Annotated in this window: 20 protein-coding genes; 8 read left to right on the forward strand and 12 right to left on the reverse strand. The window is 41.3% G+C overall.

Features of this window, described 5'->3' with window-relative positions; all coding sequences use genetic code 11:
* Positions 1-56: 56 nt before the first annotated feature.
* Genes ACOQON_RS13055 through ACOQON_RS13070 form a run of 4 tightly spaced genes read right to left on the reverse strand, consistent with a single transcriptional unit; the run spans position 57 to position 2228 of the window.
* Positions 57-302: a hypothetical protein gene (locus ACOQON_RS13055; protein ID WP_420575861.1), complete on the reverse strand. Its 246-nt coding sequence runs from the start codon at positions 300-302 to the stop codon at positions 57-59.
* Positions 303-506: a hypothetical protein gene (locus ACOQON_RS13060; protein WP_420575862.1), complete on the reverse strand. Its 204-nt coding sequence runs from the start codon at positions 504-506 to the stop codon at positions 303-305.
* Positions 507-526: 20 nt separating this feature from the next.
* Entirely contained in the window at positions 527-955 is a 429-nt protein-coding gene (locus ACOQON_RS13065) for a type I restriction enzyme HsdR N-terminal domain-containing protein (protein WP_420575863.1), read from the reverse strand.
* The gene (locus ACOQON_RS13070; RefSeq protein ID WP_420575864.1) at positions 933-2228 is read right to left on the reverse strand and encodes an MFS transporter; all 1296 of its coding nucleotides are present in this window, start codon (positions 2226-2228) and stop codon (positions 933-935) included. The genes ACOQON_RS13065 and ACOQON_RS13070 overlap by 23 nt, the downstream gene beginning before the upstream one ends.
* 71 nt (positions 2229-2299) lie before the next feature.
* On the opposite strand from ACOQON_RS13070, the gene ACOQON_RS13075 reads away from it, so the two are divergent.
* Positions 2300-3229, forward strand: a complete 930-nt coding sequence (locus ACOQON_RS13075) for a succinylglutamate desuccinylase/aspartoacylase family protein (RefSeq protein ID WP_420575865.1) — start codon at positions 2300-2302, stop codon at positions 3227-3229.
* Entirely contained in the window at positions 3226-3678 is a 453-nt protein-coding gene (locus ACOQON_RS13080; RefSeq protein WP_420575866.1) for a GNAT family N-acetyltransferase, read from the forward strand. The genes ACOQON_RS13075 and ACOQON_RS13080 overlap by 4 nt, the downstream gene beginning before the upstream one ends.
* Here the strand turns inward: ACOQON_RS13080 and ACOQON_RS13085 are convergent.
* Positions 3675-5168 carry an OmpA family protein gene (locus ACOQON_RS13085; RefSeq protein WP_420575867.1) on the reverse strand — a complete coding sequence of 498 codons (1494 nt, stop codon included), beginning with the start codon at positions 5166-5168 and terminating at the stop codon, positions 3675-3677. The two genes, ACOQON_RS13080 and ACOQON_RS13085, sit on opposite strands and share 4 nt — an antisense overlap.
* Positions 5169-5285: 117 nt before the next feature.
* Positions 5286-5936, reverse strand: a complete 651-nt coding sequence (locus ACOQON_RS13090) for a DNA-3-methyladenine glycosylase (protein ID WP_420575868.1) — start codon at positions 5934-5936, stop codon at positions 5286-5288.
* 22 nt (positions 5937-5958) lie between these two features.
* Here ACOQON_RS13090 and ACOQON_RS13095 point away from each other — a divergent pair, with 22 nt between their 5' ends.
* Complete coding sequence (locus ACOQON_RS13095; protein ID WP_420575869.1) at positions 5959-6822, forward strand: DUF2911 domain-containing protein; 864 nt, start codon at positions 5959-5961, stop codon at positions 6820-6822.
* Positions 6823-6921: 99 nt separating this feature from the next.
* On the opposite strand, the gene ACOQON_RS13100 is transcribed toward ACOQON_RS13095, so the two are convergent.
* Both ACOQON_RS13100 and ACOQON_RS13105 read right to left on the reverse strand, forming a co-directional pair.
* A complete protein-coding gene (locus ACOQON_RS13100) occupies positions 6922-8631 on the reverse strand; it encodes a sodium:solute symporter (protein WP_420575870.1) in 1710 nt (569 codons plus the stop codon).
* A gap of 130 nt (positions 8632-8761) precedes the next feature.
* A complete protein-coding gene (locus ACOQON_RS13105; RefSeq protein ID WP_420575871.1) occupies positions 8762-11230 on the reverse strand; it encodes a PIG-L family deacetylase in 2469 nt (822 codons plus the stop codon).
* A 130-nt stretch (positions 11231-11360) separates the two neighbouring features.
* Between ACOQON_RS13105 and ACOQON_RS13110 the strand changes: the two genes are divergently transcribed.
* Both ACOQON_RS13110 and ACOQON_RS13115 read left to right on the forward strand, forming a co-directional pair.
* Positions 11361-12521 carry a hypothetical protein gene (locus ACOQON_RS13110; RefSeq protein ID WP_420575872.1) on the forward strand — a complete coding sequence of 387 codons (1161 nt, stop codon included), beginning with the start codon at positions 11361-11363 and terminating at the stop codon, positions 12519-12521.
* Positions 12518-13666, forward strand: coding sequence for a histidine kinase dimerization/phosphoacceptor domain -containing protein (locus ACOQON_RS13115; RefSeq protein ID WP_420575873.1), 1149 nt, complete (start codon positions 12518-12520; stop codon positions 13664-13666). Before ACOQON_RS13110 ends, ACOQON_RS13115 begins: the two co-directional genes overlap by 4 nt.
* A gap of 2 nt (positions 13667-13668) precedes the next feature.
* On the opposite strand, the gene ACOQON_RS13120 is transcribed toward ACOQON_RS13115, so the two are convergent.
* Complete coding sequence (locus ACOQON_RS13120; protein WP_420575874.1) at positions 13669-14142, reverse strand: response regulator; 474 nt, start codon at positions 14140-14142, stop codon at positions 13669-13671.
* A 193-nt stretch (positions 14143-14335) separates the two neighbouring features.
* Complete coding sequence (locus ACOQON_RS13125) at positions 14336-15820, reverse strand: 7TM diverse intracellular signaling domain-containing protein (protein ID WP_420575875.1); 1485 nt, start codon at positions 15818-15820, stop codon at positions 14336-14338.
* A gap of 55 nt (positions 15821-15875) precedes the next feature.
* Between ACOQON_RS13125 and ACOQON_RS13130 the strand changes: the two genes are divergently transcribed.
* Both ACOQON_RS13130 and ACOQON_RS13135 read left to right on the forward strand, forming a co-directional pair.
* Complete coding sequence (locus tag ACOQON_RS13130) at positions 15876-16178, forward strand: hypothetical protein (protein ID WP_420575876.1); 303 nt, start codon at positions 15876-15878, stop codon at positions 16176-16178.
* A 57-nt stretch (positions 16179-16235) separates the two neighbouring features.
* Positions 16236-16700 carry a nuclear transport factor 2 family protein gene (locus tag ACOQON_RS13135; RefSeq protein WP_420575877.1) on the forward strand — a complete coding sequence of 155 codons (465 nt, stop codon included), beginning with the start codon at positions 16236-16238 and terminating at the stop codon, positions 16698-16700.
* Between the two features lie 82 nt (positions 16701-16782).
* Here the strand turns inward: ACOQON_RS13135 and menC are convergent, their stop codons facing one another.
* Positions 16783-17844 (reverse strand): o-succinylbenzoate synthase, encoded by a 1062-nt coding sequence (menC, locus tag ACOQON_RS13140; RefSeq protein ID WP_420575878.1) that lies wholly within the window; start codon positions 17842-17844, stop codon positions 16783-16785.
* Positions 17845-17849: 5 nt separating this feature from the next.
* Here menC and ACOQON_RS13145 point away from each other — a divergent pair, with 5 nt between their 5' ends.
* Positions 17850-19010 (forward strand): S-adenosylmethionine:tRNA ribosyltransferase-isomerase, encoded by a 1161-nt coding sequence (locus ACOQON_RS13145; protein WP_420575879.1) that lies wholly within the window; start codon positions 17850-17852, stop codon positions 19008-19010.
* Here the strand turns inward: ACOQON_RS13145 and ACOQON_RS13150 are convergent.
* Positions 19000-19446, reverse strand: a complete 447-nt coding sequence (locus ACOQON_RS13150) for a DoxX family protein (protein ID WP_420575880.1) — start codon at positions 19444-19446, stop codon at positions 19000-19002. The two genes, ACOQON_RS13145 and ACOQON_RS13150, sit on opposite strands and share 11 nt — an antisense overlap.
* Positions 19447-19791 lie beyond the last annotated feature (345 nt).

Here is a 19791-nt window from a genome sequence, read left to right on the forward strand (position 1 = left end):
TAAGTAGGTGTAAATTAAATTTACTCTTAACTGTAAATAATTCAAAAAATCAACTCTCAATTATCGCTTACTCTCATTGTCTTAATCATACGTTCTAGCTTCCTCCATCTTAATAAAGCGTAAACAACAATAATCGGCCAAATAGTCACTATTGAAACATCGAGGTAATCAATTGAGTCTGGATAATCACTTACGATATCTGCCACCTGAAGGCCGATGATTACAGAACCTAGTATGGCCTGAAAAATTAATCCTGTCGCCTGGTTCTGCTTATCCCGGTACTCTTTAGCTGAAACCTTCATCTATTTAGTGAAATAGTTTTTGATTGACTTCCACGAAATACTTACGCTGGCCCATACAACTACTACGTCAAATCCAATTGCAAGCGAATCAAAATCAATGGTTCGACTCTGAAACCAGAAGAATAGTAAAGGAACGGGTATCAGAGTCCATATCAAATAAGGGAAATTAGCAGCGAATCTCGATTCTCTTTTGGTCGTTTCCATACTGCTAATATAGGTATCTGTCAAGATTCATAAAAAGGAAAATCCCTAATCTGCTGGAAACCAGCCTCCTCCTTTTGCCAAATAAAATGAGTCATGCCGTTTGTGATCGCCAGGTACTTCGCATCCAGCACCTTATTATAAGTTGCAAGCTGCCCCATCACTTTCTGATCCAACTTTACAGATGGAGCTTTGCATTCCACCAATAAAAACACCTGTCCTTCCCTATCAAGTACCAAAATATCAGATCGCTTTTGATTTTTGAAGTAGGCCATGGTTTGTTCTAGTTTGAAGAGCCCTTTCGGATAACCGAGATGAGCAACTAGCAAATTGATGAAATGCTGCCTGACCCATTCTTCCGGTGTTATTACTACCCATTTTTTCCTGATCAGGCAAAATATCTTGTTCCCTTCGGTCTGATAATCAAACTCAGGAAGCTTGAGTGGCTGCATTTTTTAATTTCACTTGAGAAAGGAATATAATACCAAGAATAAAGAATGAGGCGAGGGCCAGTGTGCTGTTCCGCATACTGCCCGTTACTTGCTCAATATATCCGTAAACAAATGTTCCAATCACAATCGACACATTGTAAGTCACATCATAAAAGCTAAAGAAAGAGGCAGTATCTACGGTATCCTTCGGCATAATCTTCGAATAAGTCGCTCTGGAAAGTGACTGAATTCCTCCCATTACTAAGCCCACAATTGCCGCAAGAGCAAAAAACTCAATTTCTGCATCTACAAAATAGGCCCCCAGGCAACAGCCTATCCAGATCACGATCTGGATGGCCAATGCGCGAATATTTCCTTGCTTTTTGGAAACATAAGCAAAAAAAAGTGCTCCAACAATGGCAACAAATTGAATGATGAGAACCGTCATAATAAGCTTACTAGCCTCCATTTTCAGCTCCTTGGAACCGAAGGTTGCAGCAAGGTACATGACCGTCTGCACGCCCATGTTGTAAAAAAAGAAGGCAAAAAGAAATTTACGCATTCCCTCCATTTCTTTTAGCTGCCTCCATACTGACCTGAGTTCCTTATAACCATTGGTCAGATAGTGTCCTTCGGGTTTTCGACCATGCGGATTTTCCGGCAACTTTGATATAGCATATAGCGAAAAGCCTATCCACCATACTCCCACTGTCAAAAAGGCTACCCGCGATGCAATTCCTGCATCAGCCAGCCCAAATGTGTCAGGCATTTCGATGGTAACCAGATTGATAACAAGTAGGACTACCCCTCCTAAGTACCCGTAGGAATAGCCTCTTGCACTAACAATATCACGCTTATCTTCAGTTACAATTTCATTTAGGAAAGCATCATAAAAAACCAAGCTTCCTGAATACCCAACACTAGCCATCACTGAACATAGAATCCCCCACTCAACATTTTCTCCCGTAAAGAAAAAGAGTCCAATACATGAAAAGGAGCCGATAAACATGAAAAGTCTTAAGAAGAACTTCTTTTTACCAGCATAGTCTGCAATACCCGAAAGTATAGGTAATACCAATGCCACCATCAAAAAACTTGCTGACAGGGCATACGAGTAGAGGACTGAATTTACGATCTCCATCCCGAAGAAGTCAATGCGATCACCTCCGCTGGCATTTACTGCCACCTTTTGATAATAGATCGGAAAAATAGCAGAGGTTATCGTTAAGGAATATACCGAGTTTGCCCAATCGTAGAGACACCAGGCATGGATGGTTTTCTTATCGTTCAGCATTGCGAATTATATTGATCCGGCAATATAATGAATGCATCTTTCACTACTTTTAGGATAACCTATAATACAACATGGACTTTGACTTAAAAAAGGAAAAGCTGCACAGGCAGAATATCCCAACCGCGCGCCTTCCCTCAGGTACCGTGATAGAAATCCCAATTTTTTCCTATGAAGCCAAAAAAGATGGTCCAACGCTGCTCCTGATGGCAGGAATGCACGGAGATGAAATCAATGGCGTAGAAATCATGCGACGGATCATTACCAAAAAACTCTATGAAGTGATAGCAGGGCGAATAATTCTCGTTCCGGTATTTAATGTATTTGGCTTCATCAACTTTAGCCGGGAAGTGCCAGATGGCAAAGATGTAAATCGGTCTTTTCCCGGAAATAAGAATGGCTCACTTGCAAGCCAGTTTGCCTATTTTATGATGGATGAAGTCATCCCCCATATCGATTATGGAATTGATTTTCACACCGGTGGAAAACAAATCAATAATTATCCCCAGGTAAGAGCCATGTTAGACGACCCAAAGAATAATGAACTGGCACAGGCTTTTGCTGCACCTTTCATAATTAATTCCCCTTTTAGGGATAAATCTTTGCGCAAGGAGGCCGGCAAGCTGGGTAAAAGCATCTTAGTGTATGAGGCAGGAGAATCCTTAAAATTGAGAAAACCAGCTATTGATGAGGGGCTGGCCGGGATGAAGCGAGTAATGAAATTTTTAGAAATGTCAGATGAAGCCCCTGCACCAAAAAAAGAGCCTGTGATCATTCAAAAATCCACCTGGACACGTGCCAGCCGAGCCGGGCTTCATTATGCGCAGGCTCGTAATGGATCTTTAGTGCAAAAAGGCGAAGTAAAAGGTGTAATATCCGATCCTTATGGTGAATACGAAAAGAAAATAAAAGCCACTCAAGACTGCTATATCCTAAGTGTAAACAACAATCCAGTAGTGAATCGTGGAGATGCATTATTTCATACTGGAGTAACTGAGAAATGATTGAAAGATTAAATAATACAGATGAGGACATTGCGACGCAAATTCGATATGTCTTCCAGTTGTCCTACGCAATAGAAGCAAAGCTCCTAAACGCTGAAAACAACTTTCCTCCACTCAAGAGACCACTCACTTCCTATGTAGAAGCTGATTCAAGTTTCTATGGCTATTATGAAAGCTCACAGCTGGCCGCCATTATTGAGGTCAGCAATAATGACAATATAACCCATATTCAGAGTCTGGTAGTACATCCTGACTTTTTCAGGCGAGGAATTGCCAGCCAGCTAATCGAGTTTGTTTTAAACAGCTATAATAATCCAACTTTCACCGTTGAAACCGGGGCAGCAAATGCACCTGCAATTGCGCTTTATGAAGGCTTTGGCTTTAGAAAAGTTAAACAATGGATGACTAAAGTAGGAATTGAAAAAGTAGCTTTTGAAAAAATCATTTAATCCTCCACCACTTCAAACTCCACTCTTCTATTGAGCTTTCTTGTTTCTTCAGTTTCATTACTATAGAGTGGCTGATTGCCACCATAGCCTCTTCCGCTAACCCTATATGGACTTATTCCCTGAAGAATGATATACTCCTTCACTGTCTTTACGCGCTCCTCAGAAAGCTGCACGTTTTTCACCGGGTCGCCTGTGTTGTCTGTGTGACCTTTGAGTAAAATCTTGATATCAGGATTGTCATTCATTACCTCAACCACCAGATTTAATTCCTTTTCTGAGCCTTCCACCATGTTGGCAGTACCCCGATGAAAAAGAACATGATCTAATGTGATCACATTACCTTTTGCTATAGAAGAAAGTGAGATTACATTCTCCCCGGTTTTTAGTTGCTCGTCTAACATAATCATCTTAGGAAGATACCCCTGAGACTTAACTTCTACCTCCTCACCCGTTAATGAGTCTATCTCAAATAAACCATTTGCTCCAATCCGTTTTCCACTCTCAGTGAGCAGCTCAGCAGGTAGAACCTCATCGGTTTTCGCATCCACTACTTTGAGAAGTATCCGTTGGTTTTCTTCTATTGGCTCTATCACCACCGGTTCAGGTGCAACGATTGTGGTGGTGTCCTCTTCGATATCCTCTCTGAACTTTACTTTCATGATATCTCCATAGCCATCGCTATCCTGGGAGCTGACATAATAAGCCCACTTAGATCCATCTTGGTAACCGAATGAGGTCTCTGCACCGGAAGTGTTGACTTTTGGTCCCAGATTGACGGGCTTGCTCCAGTTCCTCCATGATTCATCCTGGCGTACCGTATAAAAAAGGTCAAAACTGCCTTCTCCACCTCTACCATTTGTAGCAAAAAACAACGTGCGATTATCCTCGGCCAGAAAAGGTGTTACTTCCTGAAACACCGTATTCAATTGATGACCCAAATTTTTGACTTTGCCCCAGGAACCGTCAGTTTCGCGCTCCACCACATACAAATCCTCCACTCCATAGCTGTGGTTAGATTCAATGCTTAAGATCATGTATTTACCATCCTTCGAAAGACACCCACTTTGAATAGGTGCTTTATTTCGGAAATAAGGAATATCCACCACTTCTGCTTTACCACTGGATGAAAATAGTACTTTACCGGAATACAAGCCTTTATCAAAAGATACCTGACTGTAAAAAATACCGAACGGGGTAAAACCTATCGGACTGACCATTCCCTTCTCGCTGAGCCAATCAGAAAAAACTAAAACTTCCCATTGTTGATTATCAATTGCAATCTTTTCGGAACGATAAGCCTCACCTGTTTGAGGCATTCCTCCACGCTCTTCGGTAAATGCCATTCCTGGTTGATATGGATTGATAACCAGATAGTTCTGACCATTAGGTGTGTTTAGGCTGTCGACCGTTATTCCCGCCTCCTCAAAGGCTATCTGGGCATGAGTAAACTGGCTTAAAAGGACGAAAAAGATGATTATTGAACTTTTCAACTAAATAATTTAATTTTTTTGTGAAAAATATTTGATTATATAATTATACTAATATATAATTGTACTTGTAAAGTTTCTCTATTGGTTAGTTGGTGACAAAGCTAAACAGCTAGTGAATTATTTGAAGTCCGGTGTGGTTAGCCGGGCTTTTTTTATGTCTTTACTTACAAACTTATTGCCAGCAATCACAAACCTCCAGGGCTTTAACGCATCTTCATCTGCATATTCTACTCCTATTCTTGTTCCGGCTAAAATTTCAAAATTTTCTTCCTTATCATCCGATCCGATCCAGATTTGGTCAGATAAAAGATCAGTACCTGTCATCTTCACATTAATACCCATTGCTTGAGAGAGTGTCCCCGGACCGAAAGCCAGCTTTGCCTTCGTGTGCTTTCTTCGCTCTTTCATTGCATCTATACCGTAAACGGGCTCCAAAGCACGAATGAGTACAGCATCTGCCCGCCCTTCCTTATTGGTCACTACATTCACGAGATGATGGATACCATAACACAGATAAACATACGCATGCCCTCCCTGACCGTACATCACTTCCGTTCTGGGCGTCCTTTTACCATTCGCATGACAAGCTTTATCTCCTCTTCCACAATATGCTTCAGTTTCTACTATTTTTCCAGCAGTAATAATACCACTCACGTTTGTAATCAGTACCTTACCCAAAAGATCTTTTGCCACTTCCACGACATCTTCTCTCAAGTAAAACGATCTTGGGAGTTTTTCGTAAACGGATGTATTAATTTCGAAAACCATAAAAACCTTTTAACTCATGAACATGAAAAGAATTACAAATCTAATCGCACTATCGTTGCTAGTGGCGTTTGGTGCTACAGCCCAAATTGCAACACCTCAGCCAAGCCCAGCAGGATCGGTAAGCTCTACAGTAGGTCTAACTGAAGTAAGTATTGATTATTTCCGACCAGGTGTAAAGGGAAGAAAAATCTTTGGAAGTGGAGATCAATACCTGGAGCAATATGGAGAAGTATGGAGAACAGGTGCAAATGCAGGAACCATGGTAAGCTTCAGCACAGATGTAAAAGTTGCCGGTCAGGACGTAAAGGCTGGAGAATACCAAATGGTAAGTATCCCTGGTGAATCAGAGTGGCAAGTAATGTTAATCTCAGAACCCATTGGTGGTAACGAAGGAGCATACGATGAGAGCAAAGCAGTAGTTAAAACAACCGTTAAACCTTCAGCTCCTAAAAACACAGTTGAACGAATGACATTCCAAATTGCTGACATCAGTGAGGATAACACCTCTGCTAACATCCAATTTGCTTGGGAAAATGTAATGTGGAACCTTCCAATTGAAGTAAACTTCCACGAAGCTGTAATGAAGGATATCTCAGCAAAAACACAGGTAAACCCTCAGAATTATGTAGCGGCTGCTAATTACTATTTTAGTTCTGGTGAGAATCTGGAGCAAGCATTGAAGTGGATGAACATGTACCTTTCCATTGGCGAGAATGCTAATCAGTTTTGGCATGTACATACTAAAGCACAGATCTTAGCAAAGATGGGTAAGAAAAAAGAAGCAATTGCTGCTGCTCAGGATTCAATGGCCAAAGCGAAGGCATTCGAGCAAGGTGATTTCGGCTACATCAAAAGAAATGAAGATTTGATTGCCTCGCTTAAATAATCAGAACCTTTAAATTATATCAAAAAGCGTGGGCTTAGCTCACGCTTTTTTTATGCTTTGAAAGTGAGTTCAAACAACTATCAGAATCAATTATTTTGATCAATAATTAGGTCTTGGCTTACTTGGCAAAATGGGTTGCAGGATTATACCGAGTACGATTGTTCCAATGCATCCGATTACATTGTACCACAAGTAGCTCAGTGCAAAAAAATCTGCCTCCGTCATAAAGTGAATAATAATTACTCCTGTCTGTGCAATAAGGGCTGCAATGAATACGGCATTTCCCCTCACATACTTTAAGAAAAAAGCAACAAGGAATATTCCCAATACAGTACCGTAAAAGATTGATCCGATAATATTTACGGCTTCAATCAGATTCTCGGAGTTCTTTGCAAGAATGGCAAAAAGAATAGCAAGCACTCCCCAGCCAAGCGTCATTAACTTGGATGTATTCAGGTAATGATGATCTGACCCGTCTTTCTTAATAGCTCTCTTATAAAAATCAACAGAGGTCGTAGATGCTAATGCATTAAGCTCTGATGAGGTGGAAGACATAGCTGCTGAAAAAATAACAGCAATCAACAGACCTATGAGTCCGTGAGGTAAATAAGTGATAATAAATGTTAGAAATACGTAATCCGAATCCTTTGTCTCTAGTGTGTCATCAGCTTTTAAAATGACTTCTTTAGCCTGCTCACGGATTCGAACAGATCGTGCATCTGCTTCTTTTAACTGACCAACAACTCGTTCTCGCTCTTCACCAATCAGTGACTCATTCGCAAGCTTTTCAGCTGCTGACCTTCTTTCATCCAGGGCATGGGCGTACTCATGATTAAGCAATTCAAATTCCTCAGCGTATGCTGAGTTTTCAACAATATCAACCGAAGCTTCTTTGAAGTGTAATGGTGGATTATAAAAAATGAAAAAGACATAAACCATCACCCCTACAAATAGGATGAAAAACTGCATCGGAATTTTCAGGATGGCATTGAACATCAACCCCATGCGGCTTTCTGCAGCACTGGTTCCACCAAGATACCGCTGTACCTGGGACTGATCTGTTCCGAAGTAGGACAAAGCCAGGAAAAAGCCACCTGTTAAGCCAGACCATAAGGTATAGCGCTCACCTGCATCTGAGCTCAAATTGACCGCTTCAAGCTTTCCCAGACTACCGGCGATCTCCAGAGAACCACTAAACGTAGTGAAATTATTAAGGTATCCAATGATGACAAAAAAGGCTGCAAACATTCCGGCCATGATGACAAACATCTGCTGCTTTTGAGTGATTGATACAGCCTTGGTTCCTCCGGATACGGTATAAATAATCACGAGTATACCTGTGCCTAATATGGTGGCTGTTAGATTCCATTGAAGAATAGATGAAATAATAATTGCAGGGGCATAGATCGTGATACCAGCGGCCAGCCCACGCTGTATGAGGAAGAGTGCTGCTCCCAAATACCGTGTTTTCAGGTCAAATCGTTTCTCCAAAAATTCATATGCTGTGTAAACTTTCAGACGGTAAAAAATGGGAATAAATACTGCGGATACTACTATCAGAGCTATTGGTAGTCCAAAATAATTTTGGACGAATCCCATTCCACTGTCATAAGCCTGCCCCGGAGTGGAGATGAACGTAATCGCACTCGCCTGAGTAGCCATCACGGAAAGCCCTATGGTGCCCCACTTCATCGAGTGTCCGCCTAAGAGGTACCCCTCGATATCCTTTTGTCCCCTTGTTTTATAAACTCCATATGCTACAATAAAAAGTAGCGTGCCGAACAGCACAATCAGGTCGAGATTGTTCATCAATAAGAAGTGCTAAATAGATAAAATAATAAGATAAGTACGGCAAGCCATCCTGCTACGAAGAGGTAGAGGTATCTCCACTTTTTGAAAAGAGGTGGCTTGTCTATGTTTCTTTCAGAGATCAATTCTGTCATTTACCTAGCGATATCAAGTTTACAAAAATTCTATAAGCTCCGGGCACTCCAGCTGGTAATTCTCTAAACCAACTATAACCCGAATAGACATAATATCCCTCTCCATATTTTGCCACGAGCAGTCCCCCGGTTTTGGGGCTTTCACCCGGATCATTGCTTTTAAGAATTGGTGTGAACGCATCAGCCCACTCATCCGGAAAGTACAGGCCTCTCTCCTGAACCCAGTTTTCAAAATCTTTATCAGTAATGCGATTAGGAGCATTCATGACAGGATGATCAAATGCAATGATTTCAACAGGTGCTTGCTCAACAGCTACACGATCCCTGGAAAGCTTCAAATTGAATGGGGCAATTTCCTGGGTCACGAGTCGGTGACTGGTATTGTACTGAATGATGAGGTTTCCACCTTGTTTGACATACTCAAAAAGCTCTTTGTTTTTGAAGGAAAGCCATTCAACAGTATTAAAGGCTCTAATGCCCAGTATTACCGCATCATATTGCATAAGGTTTTCCACTGAAACATCGTCCTTTTCCAGCGTAGTGACCTCATAGCCAATCTGTTCCAGATTATCCGGAATAGCATCACCTGCACCATCAATATACCCTATCCGATTGCCTTCCATTTTTAAATCGAGACGCACCACCTTGACTTGAGATTCAGGATACAAGGTCTGTTTAGGAATGTGATCGTAATCAATCACTGACAGTCCCTTCGAATAAGTCTTTCCGTTCACACTGGCTTGAGCACTAACAAAGCCCTCAGACGCACCGGATGGCGGGTTAATCTCAAAAGTGTAAACCTGCTCCTCTCCTTTAAGCGATAAATTGAAATCATAAAATTCAGGAGAAATACGCCAGCCCTCAGGAGTCTGAAGTGCTACGCGCCCCTCAGTTTGTTTTTTACCTGCGATTACTCTAACATCTACTGATTTTGGTGAGTCGCTTCCAAAAACTAAAACCCCTCCTGAGATATTTACCATTACAGGTGGCCCAATAGTAATGGGCTCAACCACCTCTCCCTCTACAGGATCAGTTCTTCGGAAACGGACAGGAACAGGGTACTTGATCTTCTCTCCACTAAAATTGATCGTGACCTGACCTATAAGAGGCGGATCATTTTCCGGTTTTCCAATTAGTTCCTGATCATTGACCGAATACATGCCTAATTCACCCGGCTCTCTCAGCCAATAGGGATGAGAGTATTTTAATCCTGATGGAAGCTGGAAGTTCATTTCAGTGGTAAGCGGTTTGTTATTCAAAATCGGAGCTTTGAGGGATATTGGGTTCACCCACTCCTCAAACTTCAGTTGCTCTACTTCCATTTTAACATCACTTCTATTCGCCGCTTCCAATGAAATTGTGATGGAATCTCCAACGGCATAGTTGGAAGCTGATGAACTAAGTGACAGATAAAGACCTGTTGCTGCCTGGATTAGTTCATCAATTTCTTTTTGCTTGACTTTTCTCCAAAACTCACTATCAATCTTCTCAAGTGCTTTTCTGGCTCCCAGAAGTGGGTCTACAATTGAAGATGGATTGGCTTCATCATACTGATCAATCGCCTTGTTGATGAAAAAAGCAACTTCCTTCGACCCTTTGACCCGATCCCACGAGGTATCTATTCCATCAAAAGGTGACTTACCTTTTTCTCCCTCCCATTGTTCCAGATATTCCATTTGCTCTCCTCGGGAGCCCGAGGACCCAAAACCCTGGCTTTTGTGCATGCTACGACTTCTGGCTGCTATTTCCGTGTACGACTCTCCTAATAACGCATTGTATCCACCTACATCAAGAGTGACCAACTTGGTGGTGTCCATTTCTCCGTTTCTAAACCACCACCAGCCGGTATTCCAAAAGATCTTCTTTGGTTGCCAGGGCTCTACGTAATCCAATTGTTCAGGATATGCATTTTTATCTCCACTTAGCTTAAAAGCTTCCCTCGCCAAAATGGCACTAGCAGTATGATGTCCGTGAGAAGTGCCAGTATCGCTAAAACGTGTGATGATTATATCAGGGCGAAACTTACGGAATGCCCAAACAAAATCCCTCAGGACTTTTTCCCGATCCCAAATATTAAACGTTTCATCCGGGTTTTTGGAATAACCAAAATCATTTGCTCGTGAGAAAAATTGCTGACCTCCATCTACTCGTCTGGCAGCCAATAACTCCTGAGTACGGATCAAACCAAGTTCTTCACGAATCTGAGGACCAATCAGATTTTGACCGCCATCGCCTCGCGTGGCAGACAAATAAGCCGTGCGCATAAGTTCTTCATTAGCATAATATGCGATTAATCGTGTGTTTTCATCATCCGGATGAGCGGCCACATACAAGACAGACCCTAAAACATTAAGCTTTTCCAACTTCTGGCGTATTTCGCCTGGCCGATACATGCGGGACTGCTGAGCACTACAATGAAAAAAAACAGCTATAAGGACATAGCTAATCAAGGTACGGGTTTTCATAATGGGTTTTGGTTCGGGTTAGTTACGAGTAAAAGGGCGGAAAGTTATGAGAATTGTATGAGTGGCAGAAAATGAGAACTATCATGCTCAAAATTTTCCCTTAGTTTTAAGTTAACCAACTAACCGCAGTTTGAGAATCTTAATACACACGCCTGAAAGATATGCCGGGAGCGAGTTAGAAAGCATCGCCAGAGCTTTGAATATCGCATTCATCATTTTTCCGGCATTCTTCTTTATCGTGTTCGTCAGACAAATACTCCAGTCTGATTGGGATATGGCTACAATCCTGGGTATTGCTATTCTTGCCACATTCGGCATCCGCCAATTATTCCTTCATGGAGAATTGCAGAGATCCATGATGACAGTTGCTGTTTTTTTTAACATATTACTGACAGCTGTTTGCTCACTGGGGAACGGCATTCATGATATTGGGTTAATCGGATTTCCAATCATTATTGGATTTTCCAGTATCATTCTGGATCAAAAGCAACTGATAATTGCATCCATCCTTAGCATTTTAGGCCTTTCATGGTTAGTTGTTGGTGAACAGTTTAATTGGTATACTCCTCACCCTGTTACCATGGATGCAAGTGGGGATTTTCTTGTTTCCGGGCTACTCATTTGCATTGGTGGATTTGTCGCATTTAGTCTGACCAGAAATATGAAGGCTTCTTTAAAAAAAGCACAAAGAGAAATCGAAGTAAGTAAAAATGAAGCTGATCATCTGGCCCAACAAATTGAACAGAAAGAGGAAATAATAGAGGAAATCCATAATGCGGTAATCAATAGCCTGGGTCATATAAGGCAGCTGATTGAGCATAACCCCAACGATAATGATGAACTCATCGCTGTTCATGACAGCCTCAAAAGAAAAATCATTGTGATTGAAGCCGCTCATGGCATTTTATTAGAAGATAAAGCCCCTATTCTTCTGGATGTTACAGAGCTAACCCGTGAGGTTTTAGCTCGATATGAGAAGAAACTAACTACGCCAATTCTGCACATAGATATTGACACTACCTCTTGTATCATAAGTCTGGATCAGGCCATTCATTTTGGAATTTTTCTTATCGAGTTAATACATAAAGTAGACCAAAATGCTTCCAATTCTTTGGCCATTAGACTCTCAATTAAAATGGGAAATATTGAATTGAAACTAAGTGGATTCGAAAACGGCGATCGGGATGAGCTGGGAGTGGTAATGGAGTTATTGACAAAACAATTAAAAGGATCCTTAAGTAGGTCACCGAATGAGATAGTCTTTACGTTCCAGCCAAGTATGAAAAAATGAACTCTAAGTGGCTACCATATGACCAAACATTAGACGATCACTCTAAACAAGAGATTGGTTTTTTGCTGAAGACATTTCTGTTCATTATACCATTGGTTGCTGTGATTTTGGCTATCGTGAATTTCTCACTTGGGCTGCCTCGGATTGCATTGATTATTCTGACTGTTCCAATTTTTTGTCTGATCTCTCTAGCGGCACTCAACAAGGGGTTGATTAATATTTCCGTTATCACGCTTATTGCAATTCTGATTGCTGCCACAACGCTTAGCTGTACGCTGGGTAACGGCGTTCATGAAACGGGGATAATTGTGTTGCCGGTGATCGTGTTATTCTCAAGTCTAATAATGAATGTAAGAGGAGTTCTTATCACCACTATCATCGTGATCCTTTGCCTTGCCTACATTGTCTTTGGCGAACAGTATGGCCTTTACCCCTCCAGAAAAGTACCTTCTGCGCGCTGGCTGGATTTGGTTGTTGTTTTGACTGTAACCATCATCCACATTTTTGTCACTCACAGCTTTTCCAGCATCACAAGGAGAAACCTCAACAGAGCCAAAACTGAACTAAGTAATCAAAAGAAGTACAAAGAGGAAATAAGCACCAACCTAAAGGAAAAATCAGAACTACTTCGTTTGGTCCACCACCGTGTAAAAAATAACCTCTTGCTCATTAATAGTCTAATAGAACTGGAGACTTACGGTAAACCAAAAATCAAGGAGGAACTTACAGAAGTAACGAAAAGCATTCATACCATAGCGCGTGCCCATGACCCATTGTATCATACAGAGGACTACAAGCAAGTGGCCATCAAACCATACCTCGAAAAACTTATATCCTCATTTGTTCAGTCAATGGGGATAAAAGACCTGGAAGTAAATCTTGAAGACAAACTGATATTCCACGAGAAGGCTATCCTATTGGGGATTATTTTGCAAAAGATAATAACTGACATTGAGCAGGAGGATTTAGAAAAACTTCAAATAAGCCTTCAATCAATTAAGAAAAATATCATCCTTAGGGTGATGCTTACCAACGGTAATCGCATTGGAGATTCTCAAAAGGGAATAATCCACGCACTGGTAAAAGAAATGGGGGGAGAATTTCAGGTTTCGCCAAATGAAGCTTCTATCCAAGTAGAAGCCTAGCCTTATCCGAGCTTACTGAAGTCCTTCACATCGGCATCTGTGGTGAGGATTCGCTGAAAAATGCCATTCAGGTCTTCGAAATCCCATGGTTTGGTAACAAAATCATGAATGCCAAAATCACCAATTGTTTCGTAAAGGTCTGCCTTTTTGATAAAACCACTCAAAATCATTCGTTTGATGTGAGGATGAGACGCAAAGACATCTTTCAGTAGCTCAACCCCTGACATGTGAGGCATTCGGTGATCTGTTACGATCAGATCTATTTTCTCCTTTTTGACAACCTCAAGCGCCTCCTGTGGGCCTAAAGCAGTATGAACATTGTAAAGCCTTCTGAAGGTAGATTTAAAGCCTCTCAAGTTTGGCATTTCATCATCTACATAAAGTATGGTATACTCCTTGTCAGTTTTCGCTGCTTTTCTGGCAGCTCTTCTGGCGGCTCTTCGCTCTGCTCTTTCTTCTGCTGTGAGTGTTTCCATTGGCAAAATTATTCTCTACAAAAATACAAGAAATACCGAGGATCAAATATCTATTTTTAATTAAGCATAATGCTTAAAAATCAATTAAGCCGGCAATAACATTCTTGAAATATAATGGTAATTAAAATTTTCTTTGATCAAAAAACGAATCCAACAAATTTCAAAAAAATGATAAGGATTTATAGAATCCTTTCTATGCACTTGCTAAGTGAGTCGATTTCAAAGTAAACCTAAAAACGGTTCCTTTACCATTCGGATTATCTATTACTTCAAGGCTTCCTCCATTTTGTGTTACCAAATCTTTACAGATAAACAGCCCAACCCCACTGCTTTTTTCATTTGCCGTGCCTACCCGTTTATTGTCTTTTTGCATTTCAAACAGGTTCGCCTTCATCTTATCAGGGATGCCGATACCACTATCCCTGACCTCAATTAAAACATCGTCAGTTCTATTCCTCACATCCACACCCACCTGTCCCCCCTTTTCAGTAAACTTTATGGCATTGGATATCAAATTTCTCATCACCACCTTGAAGGCATTTCGATCAAACAGGCATCTAGCTTCCATATCACCTGTCAATGTAAAATCAAGGCTTTTGCTTTCGATGTTGGGTCTTTGGCTTTCGGCGATTGACTCAATGATCTCCCTAATAGTCAACTCCTCCTGGTCGATTCGTTTATTTTCAGATGCAGCATGTCCCCACTCCATTAGTTCATCCAGCATTTGAATGGTATGATCCACACCTTTATCAATATTACCCATAAACTCTTTGGCCTGATCTACATCAATTTGATCTTCTCGTACAAGTGAGATTACACTTTTGAGGTTGCTCATTGGACCTCTGATATCATGACTCACAATTCGAATCAAGGTATCTCGAAGCAGACTTGCACGTGAAAGTTCAGCCGTCTTTTCTTCCACTCTCTTTTCCAGGTTTTTATTTAGCTCTTGATTTTCCCGGAAGGAATGACCGAAAATTTCTGAAAGGGCGATGGACTGAAAAAAGATAAAAATGATAAATCCCGAATTCACCAGATTGGGACCAGCATCGACTGAAATAACCCCGCCTATTTTCAATAGCTCTGCAATAACAAACAGGAAGCATAAAACCGTACCTGTAAGGACGTATATTGAGCCTACTTTACGTTGTTTTACCGCCCTAATCAACACAGAATACATAAGCACATATGAAAAAAGTATAAGTATTGTGTTGATACCTAATGTGTGATAAAAAATGCTGTAAGGAGTAGCAAGTACGAAAAGCATTAACAGGCCACACACAATAAGAAAAATATTCACAAATCGCCTGATGGCAGGAAAGGGGTACAAACTGTAGCAAAATAGCACGGATAGCGGCGCACCGGAGTAGCTACTGAAGTATTCGATTTTCCTACCCATTTCCAGAGGGACATCCGGAAAGAATGTGAAGAAAATCATGGACCCATCGTCCACCAAAGTTGCCCTTAGAAAAATGAAAAAAGACATCAGTCCCAGGTAGAGATAGTAGCGCCTCCGCACCTGATTGTAAAGAACCAGTGTGTAGGCGGCAAAGATGCCAATAGCCCCAATCTCCATCAATTCGATAATCTGCTGCATATGTCTTTCAAGCACGTTGCGATTGGTAAGTAAGGAATCCAGTCGATAATAGTCAAGAGGCCATAGTAATTTTTCGACCATTCACTTTCATATCTACATATTTCTATATCTTTAGCTAACCTCAAACCAAGAAACTATGTCAATGTACTGTCTCGTTTGGAAGTATCAAGTGTCATCTAACCAATCCAAGTTTGAAGAAGAATATGGTCGAAATGGTAGTTGGTTCAAATTTTTTGAATCCTGTGAAGATTACCTGGGGCATGATCTTATGAAAAGTGGAGATGGCAAAACTTACATCCTTGTTGACAAGTGGATGTCTAAAGCTGACTACCAGGATTTTCTCGACGAAAACAAAGCGGAGTATGATCAGCTCAATGAGAAAAACAAAGACCTTTATGATTCAGAGGAGGAAATGGGCGAATTTGATCTATTGCAGTAATTCTTAAACCTACCTTTTGGTAAACACGTTTGAGCTAGAAATCAAACCAACTCAAACATGCAATCTACATTCAAATTTCTTGCAATCATTGGACTAGTGGCTACATGCCTATTTGCATTCATGCCCATTTCAGAATCCACTTCAGAAAATGAAGAAGCTGTAAAAAAAGTCGTACTGGAATCCTACATAAATGGAGCGTTTAATGAACTGGATGCCGAATCCATGGCAAATGGTTTTCATAAAGACTTTGCGATCTACTCAGCTAATGGGGAAGAAATCAGCAAGTACCCCATTGGAGATTGGGTGGCTGGTGTGAAGAAACGAAAAGCAGGCGATTATAACCCTGAAGATGAAAAAAATGTATGGAAACACACATTTGCCAACATTGATGTAACAGGTGGAGCTGCACAGGTCAAAGTGGAGTTAAGAAATCAGGGTAAACTGGTTTACACCGATTATTTGAGCTTACTGAAATTTGACAGTGGCTGGAAAATAGTCGCAAAAGTCTATCACAAACATTAATTGTCATAGCCTCGAATTTCGGGGCTTTATTTTTCTGTTTGGATCATTCCACTCATGAGGGAATGAAAATGCACTTTAATAATTAAAAGCCAACCTCTCCCCATACACTCGATTTAGCGTAGGTGAAATAGCCTCGATCAATGATGATCGGCGACTCGATATTATTGTGGTACAGGCTACCAGTACCCAACCCATGAAATTCTTCATTCTGTGGGTACAGACTGGCAAATTGGGCGATAGCATTCAGTCCAAGATTGGATTCCAGGTATGAGGTAACCCACCACTCTACACCATGCATTTCTGCCAAATCAATCCATTCCTTTACCGAGGCAAAACCACCATGTAAAGTAGGTTTCAAAACCAGATAGTGAGGTTTTAGCTCCTGAATTAAATCCACACGATCCCGGGAACCATTTATTCCGATCAGTTCCTCATCCAATGCGATGGGTATTTCACTTCGATTGCAGACCAGTTCCATTGCCTCCGGCTGCATTGGCATAATGGGTTGCTCAATGCTGTGAATATTGAATTTGCTCAGATCTCTTAATTTGAATAGTACCTCCTCGGTTTTAAATGCACCGTTTGCATCTAGCCTGATGATCAAATCCTCGGAAATTTGACGCAGCGATTTGATGATTTTTAGTTCCGTTTCAAAATCCAATGCGCCAACCTTCAGCTTTATACACCGAAACCCTGCATCCAGCTTCTCCTTTATCTGATCTTGCATAAAACCCTCATCCCCCATCCAGACAAGTCCATTTATTGGAAGTTTAATATTCTGTAGATCGGATGAAAAAATATGCTTCTGTCCCTCATTGATCAAATCCAGCAGGGCCATTTCCAATCCAAATCGAATACTTGGCATGGTCTGAGGAATCAATTGATCTACCAGGCCAAAGACCTCCTGTTCAGTAGCAGGGATTTGTACTTTGCTGACTTCAGTTTTTAGCTTCTCCAGAAAATCTGGAACATCCTCCATATCTTCCGGGCTTAAACGTGAAATAGGTGCTACCTCTCCAATCCCGTGACGGCCTTCCTCATCCGTCAATTTGATAAACCAAACCTTACGGTCTGCCATCTCACCTCTACTCGTCCGCGCAGAAAATTTAAAATCAAATACGTACGGTTTAACTTCGAGCCTCATTCATTATGGATCTAAAATTAGAAGACTTTATTTACGACCTGCCTGAAGACAGGATTGCGAAACATCCACCAAAAGAACGAGCTGGTTCCAGGCTCCTCTTTTACAACAAAGGTGATATTTCGCACCACGAATTTAAGCAGATCAAGGACCTAATTCCTGATGATTCGCTCCTCGTATTTAATGACACGAAAGTTATTCCAGCCAGAATTATCATGCACAAGGATAGTGGCGCTCGTATCGAAATCTTTTTACTGGAACCACTAAAGCCTTCGAAAGTTCATGAGGAAGTAATGAACGCCAATAAAACCTGCACATGGAAATGCATGATCGGCAATGCGAAGAAATGGAAAGCAGATACATCACTAAAAATTGACAAGCTGTCAATGACTGCTACACGGGTAGGGCAAGATGAGGTTAAATTCTCCTGGGAGAGTGGCCTTACTTTTTCCGACCTCCTCACAGAAATAGGTAAAATCCCACTCCCGCCTTACATCGATCGGGAGGTGGAGCAGGAAGATGAGGACCGATACCAGACGGTGTATTCTAAGATGAAAGGTGCAGTTGCTGCTCCAACAGCCGGCTTGCATTTCACTAATGAAATTATCAATTCATTGAAAAATAAAGGGATCAATGCCGATTATCTCACCTTACACGTATCGGCCGGCACATTCCAGCCCATCAAAAGTGAAAGGATCAGTGACCACCCCATGCACAATGAGCAAATTTGGATTAGTAGAGAAAATATAAAGAACCTGCTCGATGCTAAAAAAGTGATTGTGGTAGGGACCACTTCCATGCGAACACTCGAAAGTGTCTACTGGTATGGAGTAAAGTTATTAAATGGTGAGGATGACTTTTTCGTCAAAAAGAGTGACCCCTATTTATTAAAAGCAATAGACCGCAAGCAAGCGTTGAATGCCGTGTTGGAGCAAATGGAAAAAGCCGGAGTAGAAAAACTGGGTGGGCAAACTGAGATATTTATCTACCCCGGTTATAAATTTCAAATCTGCGACGGATTAGTCACCAACTATCACCTTCCGGGCTCTACGCTTATACTATTAGTAGCATCATTCATTGGAGATGATTGGAGAAAGGTCTATCAGTCCGCACTAAAAAACCATTATCGGTTCCTCAGCTATGGAGACAGCTCATTGCTTATCCGCTAGTCGCCGACTTCATTTTTATACGCTGCTCTCGTATGTAATCCAGTGAAAACTTACCACTGCCGGTAATCGCTACCAGGATAAGTGCGCCCAATGTGATAGCTGCCATGGGTAATTCCATATAGTTATCGGCTGTGAGCATCTGTTTGTAATTGAAAATCACAGCACCCGCTAATATTGGAATATTCAACAAGCACATCCAACGTGTGAGTGCCCCCGTCATCAGGATAATTCCTCCTGCCATGTGAATAAAAATAATAGCATGCGCCAGGTGCGCCGCTACGAAAACCCAGCCTACCGACTGAATATTAGCTGTGAAACTGTCAAAGTTGCTCACAAAAACAATTCCCTTGTAAGTGATAAACCCACCCAGAGCGATGCGAAGAAAATCTACCAAAATGGGCGGGTTGATCGATTCGATTTTTTGAATGATACCCATAATTTTTGGCGTTTGGTTTAGCATAAGTTACTGAAAAAGCCACTGATATCCAATATCTCCACTTTGGTAGAGCCACAGTCTGGTTTGATCGAATTAGAGAAAAATACCCAATTTATGGTATTGATTCCCGTGGCAAAACCCCCTTGCTTTGTACCTGTAACTAATCACCAGTACTGCTATGAGTCAAATTTTGAGAAGTTTATCTGTTAATCGTATTTATGCTGAAATGGCTGGAAAGCTTTTCATATTGATTTTGATTCTTGCACTGTTAATAAGTTGAGATCGCTCTGATCACCGCAACACTTACTGTTAAACATTTAAAGCGCCCCGCCTGGCGCTTTTTTT

This window comes from Ekhidna sp., from assembly GCF_965221965.1.
Classification (GTDB): domain Bacteria; phylum Bacteroidota; class Bacteroidia; order Cytophagales; family Cyclobacteriaceae; genus Ekhidna.